Genomic DNA, 20,211 nt, shown 5'->3' on the forward strand with positions numbered 1-20,211 from the left:
AATTACTTGAAGCATCCCAGAATAAAGTATACACATTAGCATGTGTACACTTTATTCTTCTATATTCTATAGTATAAGAAGTTAAACAGGAATAGCGTAGCTGTTTCTGTTTAACTCAAAGGAATAATAAAGAATGTAAAGCATTCTTTATTATGACTCTATTTTTATTCTAAATATAGAAAAAAGGAAAAAAAATTGAATTAAACAACAGCCTACATTCTCTCTCCCAGAATACTCATTTGCAATTTTGCAATATTGCAGTTACAGGAGATCTTGAATCATTTGGTTGAACAATAATTACAGCTTCATTTAAGGATGCCAATTCTTACTATGCTAAACCCCCATTTTTTCGCTTCAAATAGTTTTCTGGATGATTGATCTCAGAAAACATTAAAAATCGAAAAAACACATAATACAACTGTAAATTTCACTATTAAAGAATTTCATTGCGAAAACCTCCAAAATCACTTTCTGATTAAGAAAGTAAGTCTCTGCTATGCACTTCCGATAAAATCCCACGTGGAATGCAGCCCCTGTTGTCAGATTAAAAAAGTCATCGGAAAGTCGCGTTACAATTCGTAACCATAAAAACGACTAATCATGAAAATTTATCTACTGAAACGTAAAAGCACCATTCCCGAAGGAAGTAATAAAGTCCGTAAGACAAGCCTATACCTTGCATACCATTACGGAACCAACCAACCCAGAGAATACGAGTTTTTGAATCTTTATTTGTACGAGAAACCTCGCACCCAGATTGAGAAAGATCATAATAAAGAAACAGCTAAACTAGCAGAATTAATCAGATCGAAGAAAATACTATTAGCCCAAAGTAGCCAACACGGCTTTATTAGTCCTATAGTGGGTAAAACCAGTTTCCTTGAATTTTTTAAAAAAGTAATGGATACGAAAAAGGATTCTGAAGGAAATCGGGGCTGTTGGGACAGTGCATACAAACACCTACTCTCTTTTTCCAATGGCAAAGACATTATAATGGATCAGGTGAATGAAGTATTTCTTGAAAGATTTAAGGAATACCTGTTAACAACTAAGGCCAGACGCGGTAACAAAGAACGGGTACTTGCGACCAATACAGCTCTTTCCTACTATACAAAGGTCAAAGCAGCCGTGAAAGAAGCCCATATTAAAAAGCTATTACATGAAAATCCTGTAACAAGAGTAAAAGGTATAAAAGCAGCAGAAACACACCGACAGTTCCTAATATGGGAAGAATTAAAGATGCTGGTTAAAACCGATTGTGAAGTATCTATTTTGAAGCAGGCATTTTTATTTAGTGCACTTACAGGATTAAGGTTTTCCGATGTGCAGGCACTACTGTGGGATAATATTAAATATAGTGAAGCGGGAGGATGGAGTATACAATTCACTCAAAAGAAGACTAAAGGCGCAGAAACCTTACCTATATCTGAGCAAGCAGTAAGATTAATAGGTGAACGAAAGTCTGATAGCGAAAAAGTATTTGAAGGGTTACAATACAGTGCATGGCACAATTTAAAACTACGGGAATGGGTAAATGCAGCCGGAATAAATAAAAAGATAACTTTTCATTGCGCCCGTCACAGCTTTGCTACATTACAGCTCACAAATGGCACTGACATTTACACAGTCTCAAAGCTCTTGGGCCATAAAAATCTTAAGACTACAGAGATATATGGTAAAGTGATAGATAAGCGAAAAATTGAGGCAGCTAACAAAATTCCCGATTTACTCTTGTAAATTGGTGAAAATATATTTGTGAGATGGATAACTTTCTGACAGAAAAAGACTATTTAGTAATAATAGAAAAGTCCTATGGTTTTTCCACCAAACACCGCCTGAAGGAATACATTCTTTTTGCAAGGAAGTACTATCGTGATGCTAATGAAGACTTCTGGTATCATTTCGATAATGCAGTAAATGGAAAGATTCCATCTATGGATGAAGATGAATTCAATTTATACGAAGATAGAGCATATTCAAATGAAAATATTTCCGATAGTATCGAATGCCTTTTTTTCATTAGGCAATTAATATCTGAAATTCAGTTTGCAGAATTAGATGCAGAAGATATATACAATAATCCATCATTAACAGCCTTGCCGGAATTCTTAACTCTGCTAAATAAGAATTACAATGCTGAAGGCTTCAGGTACCAACTAAAGAAAAACTATATTAATACCCTAACCAGCCATGTATTCAATTTAGGTTATTTAGGAAAAGGCTTAGAAGAATCATTAAAACCTCCTGCAAAAATACCTTTACAAACCTTAATTACGTTATACTTCTCAATCCCCTGCAAAAAAGAAGAATGCGATGAACAAAGCCTCATTTTTGTAGAGCGGAAAAGAGAACAAGAGTATCAGTATTATAGAGGAATTAAAACAACGAAACAGGAATTTTCTCAATTATTTAATGAAAAACTGACTCAGCAAGGCTTAAATGAGAATCCTAAGAAATTCAATGCTTTTAAAACATTCGAGATTAATAGATGGAGAAATGTAGTATCTATATTCGGTAGACTAGAAGATGAATTTGAGATAATCAATAAATATCTGAAATTCTTAAAACAACTGAATAAGTCGGAATTCACCAGGACAAATACAAACAATTATTATTTTGGTATTCTCCCAGAACATCAAGAAAAATTAGAAATACTTGCCTCCGAGCTGTTAAGAATAGGTATCCTTCATAAAACCTGCACCCCATACCAGTTTAGCACTGTATTAACAACAAAAAGTCTTACTAAAATTGTTCCCAAATTATATTTTGATTGTGAAACAACTACGCTCTCTTACATATTCGATGTAATAAATCTGCATTTTTCGCCGCTCAAGAAATTTAATTTCAGTATGATAGGGAGAAGTGGGTTATTCTATATTCCCCCTGAAAAGAAGCCATCCGAAAGAAATGCTATGAAGCATTCTTCAATCAAAAGCTATAAATTACTAAAACGAGTTAATTTACAAAATAGTCGTAAGCGCTATTTCGAATACCTCAAAAACCCTGAAAGTGTTGAATATAAGTTGAATATGATTGTAGCCCCCATAATGAAAAAATATCTTCTCCAATAATTGTAACATTTTTTTTCAACAAAAAAATTACCTGTTACAATTCAAAGCATGTGCGACTTCATTTTCAATAATTTTACATCATCTTATCACACTTGATAAGCCGCAACCGGGCCTGGATGCTATTCTAAACAATAATACTTTTAAATAATGAAGCATATAGACATTCCCGATAACATCGGGCCGGTAGAGCTTTTGCGTATAAAAATGCTGCTAAAAGAAAAAGATATTCTCACATCTGAGGAAGCAGCTATTTATCTGGGCATTTCAAAGGCCACTCTATTCAAGTTGACTTCAAAGCAGGTATTACCTTTCTCAAAGCCCAATGGAAAGCTGATTTATTTCAAAAGAACATCACTGGATGACTGGATGATGTCTAAAGAAGGAAGCAGCGAACTTCAGCAGAATGTATTGGCTAATCACTATTTATTAAACAGTTTAAATAAATTATAAATGGAACTGGTATCTATCATAAAAAACTTCGTAAATGTTGATAGGGAAGCCGCCATCAACGTGATTTATAATAAACTAAGGGGAAACGGATGCCGTAAAACGGTGGAAGAAATTCGGCAACTCTATGCTATGGGCAGTAAAGACGCAGCGGATTCATTAAAAAAATCACTTCCCGGTTTCACTGCTTCCGGCACATTTACAGGTCGTAGAGATTCAAAATCGTTAAAGACATACAGCCAAATCATTATTCTTGATCTGGATGATTTATCACCAGTTGAAGTACATGAAGCTAGAAGCAGAGCCAATTGCTTACCACATACCTTGTTAAGCTTCGTAAGCCCAAGTGGCCTGGGACTTAAAATAATGGTCAGAGTTGATAGTGACCATACAATTCACAAATCAGCATACACCCAGGTGGTGCAATACTATGAAAGTGAACTAGGATTTCGATTCGATGCTAAAACAAACGACATTACCAGATTATGTTTCATGTCATGGGATCCCGAAGCTCATTTTAATCCATTTGCTGAAAGATTCCCTGTAACTAATAAGAGTGAAACCCCTGCAATAAAACCACTCCAAAGCCTTCCCCATTCCGATTTTACGCTTGAATTCGAAAAACAAGTAAAATATACCGAACGGTTTAAAGAAGGCTTTAAATACGAAGAAGGCAACAGAAATAATTTTCTTTTTTTTCTAGCTAATAATTGTAATAGGAAAGGGGTTCCTCTTGAATACTCCCTTAAACACTCGTTAATACTTGCGAGTGACTTATCAGAACGAGAAGTAAAGCAAGTAGTAGAGGGAGTTTACAATCGAAATGTAGCAGATTTTGGCAAATGGATAAATAATAAACAACAAATACAACCCTCTGCCATTATACACCCCCCTTCAACTGTAATTACTACTGAAGCTCATGAAGATATCGACGATATAGACACGCCATATCTACCCGATTCCATATTTGAAACGTTACCTGATTTCTTAAATAGAATTACAGAAGTATTTCAGGACAAACGCCAGCGTGATATATTTTTCACAGGTGCACTAGGTACATTAAGCGCCTGTTTCTCTGAAATATCAGGTTATTACGACAATAAGAGAGTATATCCGAATCTATATAGCTTTGCTGTAGCACCTCCAGCTAGTGGTAAAGGAGTACTATCCTTTGCGAATGACCTTGCTACTGATTACCATGATACACTATTTAATAATAGCATAGATGCCCAGGTTAGGTATGAAGCGGAACTTGAAGAATACAATAACAAAAAGAAAAAAGAGGGGTACAAATGTGAACCTCCAGAGCAACCTCCATTTATTGTACTACTAATTCCAGGTAATTCCAGCTCTGCGTCTATTTATAGTCTGCTTAATGAATCAAAAGGAATAGGATTATTATGTGAAACGGAAGCTGACACGTTAAGCAATGCAATGAAGCAAGAATGGGGTGGATTTTCTGACATACTTCGAAAAGCTACGCATCACGAGCGATTAAGCTACCATAGAAAAACAAATAAAGAATACGTGGAAATTCCTCGTCCTCGCCTATCTGTTGCATTATCAGGTACACCTATGCAGGTTACAAACCTTATTGGTTCAGCAGAAGATGGGTTATTCAGCCGTTTTCTTTTCTATACATTCCAGAAGGGTGGGAAGTGGCGAAGTCCTGCACCAACTATTGGCCATGCCCCACTTACTCAGGTTTACCAGGAAGCTGCAAAAGAAATAACAAAAATGGCATTGTATTATACTGCTCATCCCTTTCAATTTCATCTAACCAAGGAGCAATGGTGCCAATTTGATGAAACCTTCAGTAATCTTCTATCAAAAACATCTTGCTTTGTCAATCAGGAAGCAGGCAGCAATGTATTGCGACTTGGATTAACGACTTTCAGAATAGCTATGATATTCACCATATTCAGCGCGTGGCAGGAAGATAACGAATCCAAGGATATTTATTGCAATGACATTGACTTTAGTAACGCAATGGCACTGAGTAAGGTATACATTGAGCATGCAATGGCTGTATACAAGCAATTACCAAAAGCTCTTGCAATCGAAGACAGTAAATTAAATACATTCTTTCAAAGTTTACCCATTGAATTTGAGCGGCAAACAGCTTTATCCATTGGTGTAAATCAACTAAGCGTTTCAGAGCGCACTGTTGATAACTATCTTAAAAAGTTGGTCAAAAATGATTTCATCGAAAAAAGTAAACATAACAGCTACAGTAAAAAGGCTGCTTAAAATACGAATCCTGCAGGTTGCAAAATTGCAATGTGCAGGATTTTTTATCATTGCTCTACAAAGGTAAAATCTAACAGCTCTTTTGCGGGAACCTCCAAAGCCTTCGAAAGAGCTAATAACGTAGAAATCGTTGTATTCACTTTCCCTGTCTCAATCCTATACACTTGCATCACTTCTATGTTAGCATGGGCAGCAACCGTCTCCCTCGACAACTTTTTGAGTTGCGAAGCTGCTTTACATGCTTACCAAAAGCGTCAATGTATGCCTGATTTCTGACGTTACCCACGACAACGAAGTTGCCGTTATATCACATATGTTATCATAACATATATGATATGATTTGCAATTTTATCATATATTTGATCATATCATATATGATATGTGACTAAATTTAATTCTGACGTTGTCAAACTGGTAATTTCAGTGGAGATTTAATACTCTAACAATTGATAATCATGCAAAAAATAGATTTACGTACTTTCATAACTGTTAGTTCAATGCTACTATCGGTAGTGATATTCTTCACAGGATGCGAGGCTACATCTTCCGAAATAGAATCAAAAGATTTCACCTTATTCTCCCAAAAGGCTGATGACTTTTATGTGTTAACCAGTAGCCTGGATGATAAAAAGCAGCCTAGGACTATTACATACTTATTTAGTGGTAGTATTCAAAACAATACACCCAACATTATTGCACATGGCGTAATGACAATGTCAACCTACCTCAAACTCGAAAACGGCACCATATTAACCGAAAAAGAAATTGATAGAAATTTATTCGGCGGTATTTTATCAATTGCATCTTTTCGAAATCTTAAACCACGGGAAAGCTACAATATTCAGAAACTAGAGTCGATCTCAATTCCCGTGGAATATGCAGCATATCCTGTAAAGGATGTAGTTATTAAATATTCATTGGAAACTGAAGACCAAATCAATCAGATTTCAGAGAAAAAGGTGATAAAATCTATGAGCGTAATAGGCAAATGGAGGAACGCTGTGGATAAAGTTAGTAGCGGCAAAATAGATGCGGATGACTATAGCTTTCCAGGCAGTGTAATAAGATAACCTAATCTAAATACACTCTAATTACTTCACACCCAGCACCCCTGTACATCTGTAAAACCGAATAAAATTCGTTATAAATAATACTTAACTGTTGTTCTATTGCATTACCAGCAGGACATTTACGCTCATAACAATCTCAATTTGATATGAAAAAAACCAAAAATGTCCTCTCAATTATCCACAATAGGTTAACGAAGCATCCAATTAATTTCCGGGAAAGAGTGTGCAAGGAGTGTGGATGGAGTGTACCCACGTTTTATCGCAAATTACGGCTGAAAGATATTCCTGATAAGGAAGCCCCTTTTTCAATAACCTCGGCACTTTCAAATGCTGAAAAAGATAAAATAGTGCAGGTTCTTGAACAGGAACAGCAAGACCTTCAAAGATACCTTACCCGTATTAAGAAACGCCACAAAATTTAATCTTCAGAATGCAAAACGATCCACACTTCAATAAAATTTGGGCTTTCATCGATTTGTATGAATCTCCCGAAAAAGTACAGGTATTAATGTGGGAGCTGTTATCAGCTGGGATGTATAGCGAATAATACAGACGATTGGGATAAAAAACAAACGGGCGGATATGCTGATGTTGTATGAGCAAGTCTGTAGCTATTCGTACGCTATTTTTGATTTATCTACACCCATGCTTGAGTTGATGAAAAATTTCAAACCCACCAGATAAATACGTTGAATAACTCTTTTCCGGGATAATGGGCATGTAAAGGGATACAATCCTGAAAATCTGCGTTGCGATCTGCGATAATACATATACCGCTTTCTATGACAGTGTGTGCATCCTCACTGTAGTAACCCTCGCTTATCGAACAAGTGTTTTTTCCCTTTCCGTATACTCGTAATCTTTCCAGCCTTCAGCCATCTGCGAAGTGTAAGCGGGGAAATGTTTAATAGCTGTGCTGCTTCATTCAAGTTCAACAAGGGCTTATCTGCTATTGTCTCGTAATTGATCACCGGCATTGGTTGTGCACTTACGTGATGTATAGCAGATTGCAGCTTTTGATCCCGCTTTGCCTGTTTATATGCTATTCTATTGCATGTATGGGAGCAATACCGGGTAAGCATCGTTCTAGCAATAAATTCCTGATGGCAATGCTGGCAAACCTTATTCAATCGCATATTACTGGTCATAAACTTAATTTCTTATTTTGAGCTGAATTTCCCCTATACATTTCATTATACAACCAAAATATGAAAAGAAAAGAATCTCCAAAAGAACCTAGAAATTATCTCCTAATAGCTAAGTGGACGCTCGGAATAGGCATTGCCTGCATAATTATCAGTCCTATAATTTTTACCTGCCACACGGCATCAGAGAGGTGGAATTTTATAAATACAGGACCAATAGGAGATACAATAGGTGGGCTTACTGCACCGATAATAGGGTTAATAAGTGCAATTTTGCTTTTCCTTGCTTTGAGAGCGCAGTTAGATGGCAATAAAGCTGCGAATACAGCACTCATTACACAGCTAGAATCTGACGACCTTACGCATTTATACAGCAACATCAAGCAAAGCATCGACCAGTTCACGTACACTCCTAAAACTTATACATCAAATGATTCTCACGATGATACTAATGCGCCAAAAAACTCTACCAACGAGTTAAAGGCTGCTGAGGCGATTTACGCGTTAATTGATAATTTTTATTGTGATATGTGTGCATTGGATGATAGAGCTATAGGGGCCAATCCAAAGTTGACCGAATTAATAAGTATTTTGGAACTGCTTAAATTTACACTTGATCGCATTGAACAATCTACTATACCGAATAAGGAAGCCATTCTGACTTTGACAAAACATCAATTTAAATATAGGATCAATCCTCGCCTATCTTTAGAGGATGATGCACTCGACAAGTATTTTTGCCCAAGTTGTAATAAAGAGCATGGGTTACCTGATGACGTGGCCAAGCTTGTCCGCGAGTTACAGAATAGAACCTCTATATAATTATTATATACTTGGTTACGAATAAAAAGGAGCTAAACATATCATTGCGTATCATACTGTATCGTTTGAGTATCATTACGTATCATTCTATTCCCCGATTCATGCCACGAAGTCCCGGACTTTTCTATTCGTAACCAACATCACAACAAGAAAACGCCAATTAAAGGCAAAGAAAGTATAACTATCAGCAAGTGAAACCCGCTACCATAGCACAAAAGACAAAAAAAAGCATACTAAAGGAAACGATACTACTTCCCAATACAAAACTTACTAAATATATAATCCAATCTATCCTCATTAGTCACCTCTCCAGTGATCTCTCCCAGGAAATGCAGTGCTCTGCGAATATCCAGTGCCAGCAAATCTCCCGGCAGACCATTATCCATTCCTCCTTTCACATCAAACAATGATTTGAGTACTTCCTGCAGGGCAGAGTGGTGACGTGCATTGGTGACGATCGTATCTTCCGTATTAATATCTCCGGACATTACTTTTTCTACCAGTGCTGATTTAAGGTCGTCCACATGGTCATGCTTTTTCGCGGAAATGAACAAAATACCGGGAATTTCAGAGAATTTGGCACGAATAGCAGCCTCTCCGATATCCGTTTTGTTACCTACGAGCAGGAAATTGATCTTATCCGCCTCAAAAGCAACTACCTGCTGGCGCAGTTCAGCAACGCTCATTTCGTTAGCATCGAAGAGGTACACCACTACACCGGCCTCTTTGATTTTTTCCATCGTTTTCTGCACGCCGATACTTTCGATGGTGTCGTTGCTCTCGCGGATGCCGGCGGTGTCGATAAGGCGGAACAGGATACCTTCAATGTTCAGGACTTCCTCGATGGTATCACGGGTAGTGCCCGCAATATCGCTTACAATGGCCCTGTTTTCGTTCAAAAGTGTGTTGAGCAGTGTTGACTTACCCGCATTGGGTTTGCCAACAATAGCGGTATTTACGCCGTTTTTGATCACATTCCCCATACGGAAGGAATCTATCAGGTGGCGGATGGTGGTGGTGGAGGAAGATATAAGTTCATACAGGCGGGTGCGATCGGCAAATTCCACATCTTCCTGGCTGAAATCCAGTTCCAGTTCTATGAGGGCGGAAAAGGTGATGAGTTGATCCCGCAGGTGGTGTAATTCTTTGGAGAAGCCACCGCGCATTTGCTGCATGGCTGTTTGATGGGAGGCGGCCGAATTGCTGGCGATCAGGTCCGCCACAGATTCCGCCTGGGTAAGGTCCAGTTTCCCGTTGAGGAAGGCCCGTTGCGTAAATTCGCCGGGTTTGGCAAGCCGGGCGCCGGCTTTGGTGGTAGCATCAATGATTTGTTGCTGGATATAGGGCGACCCATGGCAGGAAATTTCGATTACATCTTCGCCGGTATAGGAGCGCGGGCCTTTGTACAGGCTCACTACCACTTCATCAATCACGGTACCTTCGGAAACGACGCTGCCAAAGTGGATGGTATGGCTGGGCTGCAGCAGTAAATTCTTACCCTTGAAAAGCCCATTGGTAATATCAAAAGCTTTGCTGCCGCTAAGGCGGATCACTGCAATGGCTCCCAGTCCCGGCGCGGTGGCCACTGCTACAATAGTATCATCAAATCCCGAAAGTTTCCCCAGCATACGTACCGTTATTAGATTATGAAGATGCAAAGGTACTAATAAGTGTATAATGCAAAAATCCCCGTCCTCAGGTGAGAACGGGGATTCTTTATCAAATATCCTGACAGTACTACTCTTGCAGCGTAAAGCGGATAGGAAGGTTGAACTGAACGGATACCTGGCGACCGTTTTGTTTACCAGGCTTCCATTTAGGCATGGATTTTACCACGCGGATCGCTTCTTCTTCCAGACCGCCACCTTTTGCAGCGCCTACTGTTTTAACATCTTTGATATTACCATCAGAATCTACTACGAACTGTACGAATACAGTACCGGAGATACCGTTTTCCTGCGCAACGCGTGGGTAACGGATGTTCTTGTTCAGGTATTTGTTCAGCGCTTCTTCACCGCCCGGGAAGGTTGGTGGCTGTTCTACGAAAGTGAAGATCTCTTCTTTCGCAGGAGCAGGAGGCGCTTCTACCACACCTGTACCTTTACTGTCTTCCAGCAGACCCGCATCGATACCGTTCGGATCACCTTCCACAGTTTTGGTGCTGATGGATTTGTCTTTAATATCCTCGTGCTTTGGTGGTTCCTCTTCAGGTGGTACCTCAGCATCTTTTTTAATTACAGGAGGAGTAAACTGTACTGACGGCTTAACCGGTGGTGGCGGTGCCGGAGGAGGAGGCGGAGGAGGTGGAGTTTTCGGATCATCCGGAATCTTCACATCTTCCATCTTAATTTCCTGTATTACTGGCTTCTTAGGCCCATCGTCCTCAGAAGCCTTTACCCAATTTGATATCAGGTAGCCACCAAGAAGCAGGATAAACAGTGATGAGGTACCAATGATGGCGTTCCTCACACGCTTGTTATACTGTCTTCTCAGTTCATAAGCCCCATATTCTTTATTCCTGCCGTCAAACAGGATATCAAGAAAATCGGACTTTAAGACTTTAGCAGAATCCATTGTTAATGTTTTATGATGGATGCAAAAAAATTAGTTATTCCATAAAGACGACTATTGCACGCCGTTAGCAGTTTCTGTCTGCTTAATCCATTGTTTATCCTGATCGGAGATATCAACAGTAGCATAACGCTGAATACGGTTGATAGCCATTTCATCCAGGATATCCACGAAGTTCTTATAAGTGGCATCATTATCTGCCTTTATAATCACTACAACGTCTTCTGGTTCTCCTTTTGCATTCCTAGCCTTAGCAACTTCATCTCTTTTCTTAATGATCGCGTCTCTGATTCCTCCCTTGTTAGCAAAAGTTGTTGACTGGAAGAACTCAGGATTAGCAGATGCATTAGGATCTTGTGCTAAACCTTCGTAATAGTAAACTCTGTTATCTTTTCCGAGAAGGATGGTTAAAGCAGTACTTTCTTTTACTTTGTTCTGCTCTTGCTCATTCTCAGTATCTTTTGGCATGATCAAGTCCATTGTTTTGGGCTTGGACATGGTAGTCGTCAGCATGAAAAAGGTAATCAGGAGAAATCCCAAATCCACCATCGGTGTCATATCCACACGGGTAGAATGTTTCTTGGATTTCGTACCACCGTGCTTCTTACCTTTTCCACCACCACTACTGGTATCCATTTCTGCCATAGTAGTAAGCTTTTTTGGTTTTGAAATCAGCAGCCTCTCAGGTCAGAGAGTAGCGCCGTCCAGCGGTCGCATGCTGCCATTTGCTTTGTAAACTGCTCCCGATTAGTCTTTTTTAGCCGGAGATTGCATTTCCTCGTAAGCTGCTGTGCCCGGAGGAGGTGCTTCCAGATTCGTAACCAGGTTCAGTTTCTGGATATGCTTCTTTTTGAAGGTATCCAGGATCTCCTTGATTTTTGGATAAGGTGTGGCATTATCTGCTTTAATACAGTACTTCAGTTTGTTGAAGTTACCGCCTTGTGCAGCCATACCATACTCAATCCAGGTAGACAACTCATTGTTAGCTGAGTCAGTCGGAATACCTGTATCCAAGCCTGAATGCTTACGCTGGTCAGGAGTTTCAGATAAATACTGCTTCAGATTCTTAATCGGTGTACCAACGCTGGCTCCAATTACAAAACTTTGCATTTCTTTATCATCCAGACCCAGCTTGAACTGCGTGTTCAAGTCTTCGATCAGTTTTCTTCTTTTAGGCTGGCCATCCATGCTAAAAAACACTCTACCATCTTTATCTACTGTAAACAACAGCACATCAGAATCTGGTAAAAGAGTAGTGTTGATAGAGGACGGAGTAACTACTGTTACCGGCTCGTCTGGTTTGAACTTAGTCGCCAGCATAAAGAAAGTCAAGAGCAGAAAAGCCACATCACACATCGCTGTCATATCTACAGACGTGCTTTTCCTTGGCATTTTAACTTTAGGCATCTTTACTTTTTTTATGGTTTACTTTAATAAGATTCAAAACCGCTGAAATTCCATAAATAATCTGCTGATTATTTGTGGTTAGCAGCAAAGCTTTGAGTTAAAGTAAAGCCAGACTCGTCAATAGCGTAAGTGATGCTATCGATGTTGGTAGTGAAGTAGTTGTACATGATGATAGCGATAGCAGATGTACCGATACCCAGTGCAGTGTTGATCAACGCCTCAGAGATACCTAACGCCAGCTGAGATGAATCAGGAGCACCTGCGTTTGACATCGCGGAGAACGCCTTGATCATACCCAATACCGTACCGAACAGACCCAACAGGGTTGCTACTGATGCGATAGTAGACAGGAACACCAGGTTTTTCTCCATCATTGGCAGTTCCAGCGCAGTAGTTTCTTCAATTTCATTTTTGATAGTCAGAATCTTCTGATCAGTATCCAACTCAGTGTTGGTGATCATTTCTTTGTATTTTTTCAGACCTGCTTTCAGTACGTTACCTACAGAACCTTTCTGTTTGTCGCACTCTGCCAGAGCAGCATCTACATTTTTGTTAGCCAGGTGATACTGAACTTTACGAACCAGCTCAGAACCAGAGAATTTACCTTTTGCTTTTGACAGATACAGGAAACGCTCAATTACGAAAGTCAAACAAATCAGCAATACAGAAATCAGAATAGGTACTACAAAACCGCCCTTGTAAACAGTTGCAAACCAATGGCCCGCACCTTCTGCAATTGGGTGACCATCAGGATTGTTACCTTCAAAGTTCGCAGGATTACCCAGTACAAAGTAAAAGATAACAAAACCAATTACCAGGCAGATAGGTACAGCCAACGTTGCAAATAAGTTGGATGACTTTTTAGGTTGATGGGAAGACGCCTTAGCAGTAGCTGCAGTCACAGTTGTTTTAGTCTCAGCCATGTTGATTGAAATTTTAGTGTTAAAAATTAAACTATTGTTTGTTAGAAGTTATGAATTACTGTTTTGTCTGTAATGCTTAATAGCACTCAATTTAAACTTTATTCAGTGATTCGCAAAGTTATAAGGTTGGCTCAAAAAAACAAGTGCAGCTCAAAAAATCCCACAAAAATTAACAACTGCACTAAAATGTACGCCCAGCGCACATCTTATCCCTTTTTGAATTTGAGCAAACACTTATAATCAGCAAATAAACCAATATTTTACGAAGCCAGTACCCTGACCAGTCACTGTCCCTAATTTTGAAATGGATTGATTTTTTTCAAAGTTGGACGCACAATTTAAGAAAATTTTCAAATGTTCCAACAATATTCTTGCAAGAATAATTATTTATTCCTTCCCGCGCCAGTACTCACTTTGAGCAGTAATCACCTCCATTTCAATGACAATTTTCTAATATTTATAAGCTGCGTCCGCCCAAATGCAACACCACCGCGGTCAAACCTGCCCACTAACGTGAAATCACTATATTAGCATAAAATATACTATAATAATTTATAGTTACATAAAAAAAGTTGCCTCCGCAACTAATGTCCTAACGCTAAAAATCTCCCAACACCCATTTTTTCCCATTCTTATCTCCTTTTTTAGCGCTCGTGGAATTTCCTATTAAGTTAAGACTTTATATACTTACTTGCACATCACTTTTCAAAAATTGTGATTACAATTCTAAAAACCAACTGATAAATGAACAAATCTTATCAACACAAACTCGTGTTGGCACTGGCTGGAGCACTCTCCCTAGGCGCCGTAGCCTCCCCGGCTATCGCCCAGAAAAAAAAGTCCGCTCCCTCCCCTGCCGCCAACGCAACCACTAATGCCAAAGATACCACCGTCAGACCAGCCGGACCAATGATGAAACCAGGACCTAAACAAGGCCCTAAACCTTTCGCCGAAATCATCAACCCACAAGCGAAAGCCGACTCCGGTCTCATCAACATCTACAAACATGAAGACAGATACTTCTTCGAAGTAGCTGACTCCCTCATCGGTCGCGATATCCTTATCGTAAACCGCCTCTCCAAATCCGCAGCAGGCCTCCGCGCAGGTATGTCCGGATTCGGTGGTGACCTCATCAACGAAAACGTAGTACGTTTCGAAAAAGGTCCAAACAACAGAATCTTTCTGAAGAATATCTCCTACTCCGAGACCTCCAAAGATTCTACCCAACCTATGTTCTCTTCCGTTATGGGCTCCAACCTCCAACCAATTGTAGCCGCATTCGACGTAAAAGCACTGTCTAAAAATAATAAAGGTTCCATCATCGATCTTACCGAATATATCAACGGTGATAACGATATCCTGTTCTTCGACCAGGGCATGAAATCCAACCTGAAACTCGCAGGTTACCAACCTGATAAATCATACGTGGTAGATGTGAAATCTTTCCCGATGAACACCGAGATCAGAACCGTGAAAACATACGCCAAAGCACCTGCATCTCCCTACCCTGGCATGCCCCCCGTACCAGGTGGCAACGCAACGGTTGAACTCAACAGTTCATTCGTACTGCTGCCTAAAGTACCTATGCAGTCCCGCTACTTCGACCCACGCGTAGGTTACTTCACCACCAGTACCACCGACTTCGACGCAGATCCGCAAGGCGTGAAAAGACTCACCATGATCACCCGCTGGAGACTCGAACCTAAGCCGGAAGACATGGAGAAATATAAACGCGGTGAACTCGTGGAACCACAGAAACCAATCGTGTTTTATATAGACCCCGCCACTCCACAGAAATGGCGTAAATACCTCATCCAGGGTGTGAACGACTGGCAGTCAGCCTTTGAAGCCGCAGGTTTCAAAAACGCCATCATCGCTAAAATGGCACCTACCAAAGAAGAAGATTCTACCTGGTCCATCGATGATGCACGCTTCTCCGCAATCGTGTACAAACCATCCACCATCCCTAACGCCAGCGGCCCGCATATCCACGATCCACGCACCGGCGAAATCCTGGAAAGCCACATCAACTGGTACCACAACGTCATGCAACTGCTGCGTAACTGGTACTTCATCCAGGCTTCTCCTAACGATGACCGCGCCCGCAGCATGCAGTTCAGCGATGAACTCATGGGTGAACTCATCAGATTCGTATCCTCCCACGAAGTAGGCCACACCCTCGGTCTGCGCCACAACTTCGGCTCCAGCTCTACTTATCCTGTTGAAAAACTGCGTGATAAAGAATGGGTTAAACAAAATGGCCACGCCGCATCTATCATGGACTATGCACGTTTCAACTACGTAGCACAACCTGGTGACGGTATCTCCGGTGCTGACCTCTACCCACGCATCAACTACTACGATAAATGGGCTATCGAATGGGGCTACCGCCTGCGTCCTGAATTCAACTCTCCGGAAGCAGAAAAAGCTGCCCTCAATAAAATCACCATCGACAAACTGAAGGATAAGAAATTCTGGTTCGGTACTGAATCCGATCCTTTCGATCCACGCTGCCAGAACGAAGATCTGGGCGACAACGCCATGAAAGCCAGCATGTACGGTATCAAAAACCTGCAGCGTATCATGCCTAACATGATCGCATGGACCAGAACTTCCAACGAAGACTACAGCGATCTGAAAAGCATCTACAAGGAACTGGTTGGTCAATATGGCCGCTACATGGGCCACGTTGCCAAAAATGTAGGCGGTATCTATACCACTCCTAAAATGGTTGAACAGGCAGGCCCTGTGGTGGAATTTGTAAACAAAAGCACTCAGAAAGAAGCTATTTCCTTCCTGAGCCAGCAACTGTTTACTACTCCTAAATGGCTGCTTAACCAGGAAATCTTCAGCAAAACCGGCGACGACGGAGCCAGCGTAATCGCTTCCGTACAAAACCAGGCCCTGTCCCGCATCTTCTCGCCAAATGTATTTGGCAGCATGCTGGGCGGCGAAGCTTCTCTCGGTGCAAACGCTTATCAGCCCGCTGAAATGATCAGCGATGTGAAGAAAACCATCTTCTCCGAACTGATCACTCACCAGAACGTAGATATCTACAAAAGAAATCTGCAACGCCTGTACGTAGAAAAACTGAGCGCTTTCCTCGCACCGGCTCCTGCTCAGGGACCTGGTGCTCCATCTGGCAACATACGCCTGTCCGACGCTACTTCAGTAGCCCGCGCTGCACTCAGCTCGCTGAGAACAGAACTGCGCGCTGCAGCAGCTTCCGGCGATGCCATTACCCGTGGTCACTACCAGGATCTGATTGCATCTATCTCTAAAACAATCGATAATAAATAATTAGCTGACCGTTAATTATACGAAAAGCCTCTCCCACAAAGGAGAGGCTTTTTATTTAAGGATAATTGCTTAATATAGCGCGAATTTTAAACTACCAAGCCTCAAAAGTGAAAGATCGCACCAATAAAGTCACCATATACGACATCGCCCAGAAACTGGGCCTTTCTGCATCTACCGTTTCCCGCGCGTTGCAAAACAACCCGCTGATCAATGAGGAAACCAGACTGAAAGTGCAGGAAATGGCTACCGAAATGGGCTATGTGCCCAATTGGATCGCTTCCAGCTTACGTAAAAAGCGCTCCAATATTATCGGTCTGATCGTACCACGTACCTCCATGTACTTCCAGAGTACCGCTATCAGCGGTATTCAGCACGAAGCACACAAATATGGCTTCTCTATTATGATCGGCCAGTCCGACGAAACCGTGGCCATGGAAAAAGAACTCGTGCATACCTTCTATTCCCTGCGTGTCGACGGCCTCCTGGCAGTATCTTCCATGTTCACTACCAACACGGATCATTTCAATCCTTTTGTAAAAAATAATATTCCAATTGTTTTCTATGACCGCGTGCCCACTGACTTCAACGGCTACACGATCACCGGAGACGACTACCAGGGCGGTTATCTGGCTACTGAACACCTCATCCGCCAGGGATGTAAACGCATCGCTCATTTCTCAGGAATCCTAACCTGTAATCTGTATCAGCAAAGGCTTGCCGGATATAAAGCTGCATTGGCCGCCTACGATATTCCATTCGACGAAAGCATGGTATACGTACACGACCTTACCATGCAATCCGCAGCCAATGCTGCACACGAAATATTCTCCAGGCCGGTACTCCCCGACGGACTTTTTACTGCCAACGATTCCTCTGCCGTCGCTTTCATCCAGGAAGCCAAAAAGCAGGGAATTGATGTACCTGCTCAGATAAAGGTGGTTGGCTACTCGAATGATCTTTCATCCCGTATCATTTCCCCTTCACTCAGCACTATTGAGCAATCGGGCTATAATATGGGACAGAAAGCTGCCAGCACCATCATACAATTGATCAACCAGGACGAAGGAATAAAAGTGCCGAAAAACTACATATTTCCTGTTGAACTGATTCAGCGGGAATCAAGTATGTAATAGATCTTCAGCCAATTTATCTAGTAACTATTACATTTATCAACCGTTTTATATTTAATCAATCCTACAACTTTATGAGGTTCCTTAAATTGCTGGCTGTAAGTACTGCGTTGTTTCTGACAGCCTGCCATACCACAGTGTATGTGCCACAAGCGGTTAACGCGCCGGCCCTTAAAGAAAAACATGAATTCAAAGGCAACGTTGGCCCCAATAACCTCCAGGCAGCTTTCGCTGTGAGTGATAATATTGCGATTATGGCCAGCGGCCAGTATGTGTACCGTAATGCTTTTTATGGTAATGAAAGGGGAGATAACGATGATGACGTTTTCGACCGCAATGTGCGTGGCGGAGCGTTTGAAGGTGGTGTGGGCTACTTTAAAGCATTTGGTAACAAAAAACGGGCTGTATTTGATGTTTATGGTGGTTTTGGGACCGGAGGTTTCCATACGCTGGACGAATCTTATTACGATTACGGCAACGGAACTGCCAACACTGCCGACTATCAGTTACGATCCCGGTTTACCAGGGGTTTCATCCAGCCCAGCTTTGGCATTGTGCATCCGGTGGTGGAAGCGATTTTCAGTACCCGCTTTTCAGTCGTGAATTTTTATGGTCTTACAGCTGGCAACCTGGCCCGTGGTGCGGATAGCACGCATACCAGCAGCTTCTATCAGATCGGCAACAGACCACGTCTTTTTTATGAGCCTGCTATTACTTTCCGGGTGGGGTATAAATATGTGAAATTCCAGATGCAGGTGGCGGCTGCGGCTTGCCTGAATGCGTCGCCAGGCACATATTTCTCCGATTATTTTCAGCCGGTGAATCTCAACCTGGGCGCCTCTATTAATATCGCCAAATGGTACGATTCCTTTAAGCACTAATCATATAATTTTCCTATAGAAAAACAGGCGTTGTTGCAGCGCCTGCTTTTTTGCGTATAGTCGTTTACGTGACTTCGTTTAACCATCTGAGTTATATATCTCCCAATAATTTTTTAGAGAGAAATTATTTTCACAACGAATAAGGTAAAGTAATACGGTGTTGGTCCATCGCCCGTCTGCCCCCCTCCGCTACGGCAAACGCGTAACAGGGCGGCTCCAGCATCTCCCCCAGTCTATTACCACATTCTACCAAATGCAGGCTTGAATGACACGGAGCATTAAACATTATGATCTTTTTCTGATACCGTTCCTGGCTGCACTCCACAAAACGCTATATTCAAACCATCGGCGCGAAGCGGAGAATCCAACCAATGACAGCGAAGACGTCATTCCTGGTCAATGAATAAAAATTAAAAAAGCCTTAGTGAATGATCACTAAGGCTTTCTGAATAAATATGGCAGCTACCTACTCTCCCGCATTGTATTGCAGTACCATCGGCCATAAGGGGCTTAACTTCTCTGTTCGGAATGGGAAGAGGTGAACACCCTTGGCAAAACCACCATAAGATCTTTATATCGTAAACGTATACACGTTATTATCTTTTTCGAACTGCCTATCCAGGCCACACTCCACAAAACGCTATATTCAAACCATCGGCGCGAAGCGGAGAATCCAACCAATGACAGCGAAGACGCCATTCCTGGTCAATGAATAAAAATTAAAAAAGCCTTAGTGAATGATCACTAAGGCTTTCTGAATAAATATGGCAGCTACCTACTCTCCCGCATTGTGGTGCAGTACCATCGGCCATAAGGGGCTTAACTTCTCTGTTCGGAATGGGAAGAGGTGAACACCCTTGGCAAAACCACCATAAGATCTTTATATCGTAAACGTATACACGTCATTATCTTTTTCGAACTGCCTATCCAGGCCACACTGCGTAAAACGCTATCTCCAAACTACTCGCGCGAAGCGGAAAACCTAATCAAATGACAACGAATGTGTCATTACAGATCAATGTAATAAAATTAAAAAAGCCTTAGTGAATGATCACTAAGGCTTTCTGAATAAATATGGCAGCTACCTACTCTCCCGCATTGTGGTGCAGTACCATCGGCCATAAGGGGCTTAACTTCTCTGTTCGGAATGGGAAGAGGTGAACACCCTTGGCAAAACCACCATAAGATCTTTTT

17 protein-coding genes and 3 rRNA genes are annotated in these 20,211 nt (G+C 41.3%); 10 read left to right on the top strand and 10 right to left on the bottom strand.

All coding sequences use genetic code 11. The annotated features are described in order from the left end of the window. Positions 1–600: 600 nt before the first annotated feature. The 4 genes from KW844_RS23320 to KW844_RS23335 all read left to right on the top strand — a co-directional run bounded on the left by KW844_RS23320 (position 601) and on the right by KW844_RS23335 (position 5,768). Positions 601–1,737 (top strand): site-specific integrase, encoded by a 1,137-nt coding sequence (locus tag KW844_RS23320; protein ID WP_218379201.1) that lies wholly within the window; start codon positions 601–603, stop codon positions 1,735–1,737. A gap of 23 nt (positions 1,738–1,760) precedes the next feature. Beyond that, on the top strand, positions 1,761–3,071 hold the full coding sequence (locus tag KW844_RS23325) for a DUF6617 family protein (RefSeq protein WP_218379202.1): 1,311 nt from the start codon (positions 1,761–1,763) through the stop codon (positions 3,069–3,071). A gap of 147 nt (positions 3,072–3,218) precedes the next feature. Further along, complete coding sequence (locus KW844_RS23330; RefSeq protein WP_218379203.1) at positions 3,219–3,521, top strand: helix-turn-helix domain-containing protein; 303 nt, start codon at positions 3,219–3,221, stop codon at positions 3,519–3,521. After that, the gene (locus KW844_RS23335; RefSeq protein WP_218379204.1) at positions 3,522–5,768 is read left to right on the top strand and encodes a DUF3987 domain-containing protein; all 2,247 of its coding nucleotides are present in this window, start codon (positions 3,522–3,524) and stop codon (positions 5,766–5,768) included. Between the two features lie 47 nt (positions 5,769–5,815). On the opposite strand, the gene KW844_RS29485 is transcribed toward KW844_RS23335, so the two are convergent. Then, on the bottom strand, positions 5,816–5,980 hold the full coding sequence (locus KW844_RS29485; protein WP_218379205.1) for a helix-turn-helix transcriptional regulator: 165 nt from the start codon (positions 5,978–5,980) through the stop codon (positions 5,816–5,818). 243 nt (positions 5,981–6,223) lie between these two features. Between KW844_RS29485 and KW844_RS23345 the strand changes: the two genes are divergently transcribed. Beyond that, a complete protein-coding gene (locus KW844_RS23345; protein WP_218379206.1) occupies positions 6,224–6,838 on the top strand; it encodes a hypothetical protein in 615 nt (204 codons plus the stop codon). Between the two features lie 146 nt (positions 6,839–6,984). Further along, the gene (locus KW844_RS23350; RefSeq protein ID WP_218379207.1) at positions 6,985–7,260 is read left to right on the top strand and encodes a hypothetical protein; all 276 of its coding nucleotides are present in this window, start codon (positions 6,985–6,987) and stop codon (positions 7,258–7,260) included. Between the two features lie 378 nt (positions 7,261–7,638). Here KW844_RS23350 and KW844_RS29490 read toward each other — a convergent pair whose 3' ends face one another. After that, a complete protein-coding gene (locus KW844_RS29490; protein ID WP_370626513.1) occupies positions 7,639–7,986 on the bottom strand; it encodes a helix-turn-helix domain-containing protein in 348 nt (115 codons plus the stop codon). 60 nt (positions 7,987–8,046) lie between these two features. Here KW844_RS29490 and KW844_RS23360 point away from each other — a divergent pair, with 60 nt between their 5' ends. After that, complete coding sequence (locus tag KW844_RS23360; protein ID WP_218379209.1) at positions 8,047–8,805, top strand: hypothetical protein; 759 nt, start codon at positions 8,047–8,049, stop codon at positions 8,803–8,805. 248 nt (positions 8,806–9,053) lie between these two features. Here the strand turns inward: KW844_RS23360 and mnmE are convergent, their stop codons facing one another. From mnmE to KW844_RS23385, 5 genes are all read right to left on the bottom strand, one after another. Further along, positions 9,054–10,433, bottom strand: coding sequence for a tRNA uridine-5-carboxymethylaminomethyl(34) synthesis GTPase MnmE (mnmE, locus tag KW844_RS23365; RefSeq protein WP_218379210.1), 1,380 nt, complete (start codon positions 10,431–10,433; stop codon positions 9,054–9,056). 109 nt (positions 10,434–10,542) lie between these two features. Then, positions 10,543–11,379 (bottom strand): energy transducer TonB, encoded by an 837-nt coding sequence (locus tag KW844_RS23370; RefSeq protein ID WP_218379211.1) that lies wholly within the window; start codon positions 11,377–11,379, stop codon positions 10,543–10,545. A gap of 51 nt (positions 11,380–11,430) precedes the next feature. Further along, on the bottom strand, positions 11,431–12,021 hold the full coding sequence (locus KW844_RS23375) for a biopolymer transporter ExbD (protein WP_218379212.1): 591 nt from the start codon (positions 12,019–12,021) through the stop codon (positions 11,431–11,433). A gap of 102 nt (positions 12,022–12,123) precedes the next feature. Then, on the bottom strand, positions 12,124–12,783 hold the full coding sequence (locus KW844_RS23380) for a biopolymer transporter ExbD (RefSeq protein WP_218379213.1): 660 nt from the start codon (positions 12,781–12,783) through the stop codon (positions 12,124–12,126). Positions 12,784–12,851: 68 nt separating this feature from the next. Next, a complete protein-coding gene (locus KW844_RS23385) occupies positions 12,852–13,706 on the bottom strand; it encodes a MotA/TolQ/ExbB proton channel family protein (protein WP_218379214.1) in 855 nt (284 codons plus the stop codon). Positions 13,707–14,450: 744 nt separating this feature from the next. Here KW844_RS23385 and KW844_RS23390 point away from each other — a divergent pair. From KW844_RS23390 to KW844_RS23400, 3 genes are all read left to right on the top strand, one after another. Then, on the top strand, positions 14,451–17,006 hold the full coding sequence (locus tag KW844_RS23390) for a zinc-dependent metalloprotease (RefSeq protein WP_218379215.1): 2,556 nt from the start codon (positions 14,451–14,453) through the stop codon (positions 17,004–17,006). Between the two features lie 107 nt (positions 17,007–17,113). Next, positions 17,114–18,136, top strand: a complete 1,023-nt coding sequence (locus KW844_RS23395) for a LacI family DNA-binding transcriptional regulator (protein WP_218379216.1) — start codon at positions 17,114–17,116, stop codon at positions 18,134–18,136. A gap of 74 nt (positions 18,137–18,210) precedes the next feature. Continuing rightward, positions 18,211–19,017 (top strand): hypothetical protein, encoded by an 807-nt coding sequence (locus KW844_RS23400; RefSeq protein ID WP_218379217.1) that lies wholly within the window; start codon positions 18,211–18,213, stop codon positions 19,015–19,017. A 453-nt stretch (positions 19,018–19,470) separates the two neighbouring features. Here KW844_RS23400 and rrf (KW844_RS23405) read toward each other — a convergent pair. From rrf (KW844_RS23405) to rrf (KW844_RS23415), 3 genes are all read right to left on the bottom strand, one after another. After that, a 5S ribosomal RNA gene (rrf, locus tag KW844_RS23405) occupies positions 19,471–19,582 on the bottom strand. 197 nt (positions 19,583–19,779) lie between these two features. Further along, positions 19,780–19,891 (bottom strand): 5S ribosomal RNA (gene rrf, locus KW844_RS23410). Between the two features lie 198 nt (positions 19,892–20,089). Continuing rightward, positions 20,090–20,201 (bottom strand): 5S ribosomal RNA (gene rrf, locus KW844_RS23415). Between the last annotated feature and the right edge of the window lie 10 nt (positions 20,202–20,211).

Origin of the sequence: Chitinophaga sp. sic0106, from assembly GCF_019219075.1 — a bacterium.
Classification (GTDB): domain Bacteria; phylum Bacteroidota; class Bacteroidia; order Chitinophagales; family Chitinophagaceae; genus Chitinophaga.

Coding starts and splice junctions, on each gene's coding strand:
- KW844_RS23350 (WP_218379207.1), top strand. CDS start 6,985: ATGAAAAAAACCAAAAATGTCCTCTCAATTATCCACAATAGGTTAACG.
- KW844_RS23390 (WP_218379215.1), top strand. CDS start 14,451: ATGAACAAATCTTATCAACACAAACTCGTGTTGGCACTGGCTGGAGCA.
- KW844_RS29490 (WP_370626513.1), bottom strand. CDS start 7,986: ATGACCAGTAATATGCGATTGAATAAGGTTTGCCAGCATTGCCATCAG.
- KW844_RS23320 (WP_218379201.1), top strand. CDS start 601: ATGAAAATTTATCTACTGAAACGTAAAAGCACCATTCCCGAAGGAAGT.
- KW844_RS23360 (WP_218379209.1), top strand. CDS start 8,047: ATGAAAAGAAAAGAATCTCCAAAAGAACCTAGAAATTATCTCCTAATA.
- KW844_RS23330 (WP_218379203.1), top strand. CDS start 3,219: ATGAAGCATATAGACATTCCCGATAACATCGGGCCGGTAGAGCTTTTG.
- KW844_RS23380 (WP_218379213.1), bottom strand. CDS start 12,783: ATGCCTAAAGTTAAAATGCCAAGGAAAAGCACGTCTGTAGATATGACA.
- mnmE (WP_218379210.1), bottom strand. CDS start 10,433: ATGCTGGGGAAACTTTCGGGATTTGATGATACTATTGTAGCAGTGGCC.
- KW844_RS23370 (WP_218379211.1), bottom strand. CDS start 11,379: ATGGATTCTGCTAAAGTCTTAAAGTCCGATTTTCTTGATATCCTGTTT.
- KW844_RS23385 (WP_218379214.1), bottom strand. CDS start 13,706: ATGGCTGAGACTAAAACAACTGTGACTGCAGCTACTGCTAAGGCGTCT.
- KW844_RS23325 (WP_218379202.1), top strand. CDS start 1,761: ATGGATAACTTTCTGACAGAAAAAGACTATTTAGTAATAATAGAAAAG.
- KW844_RS23375 (WP_218379212.1), bottom strand. CDS start 12,021: ATGGCAGAAATGGATACCAGTAGTGGTGGTGGAAAAGGTAAGAAGCAC.
- KW844_RS23345 (WP_218379206.1), top strand. CDS start 6,224: ATGCAAAAAATAGATTTACGTACTTTCATAACTGTTAGTTCAATGCTA.
- KW844_RS23335 (WP_218379204.1), top strand. CDS start 3,522: ATGGAACTGGTATCTATCATAAAAAACTTCGTAAATGTTGATAGGGAA.
- KW844_RS23400 (WP_218379217.1), top strand. CDS start 18,211: ATGAGGTTCCTTAAATTGCTGGCTGTAAGTACTGCGTTGTTTCTGACA.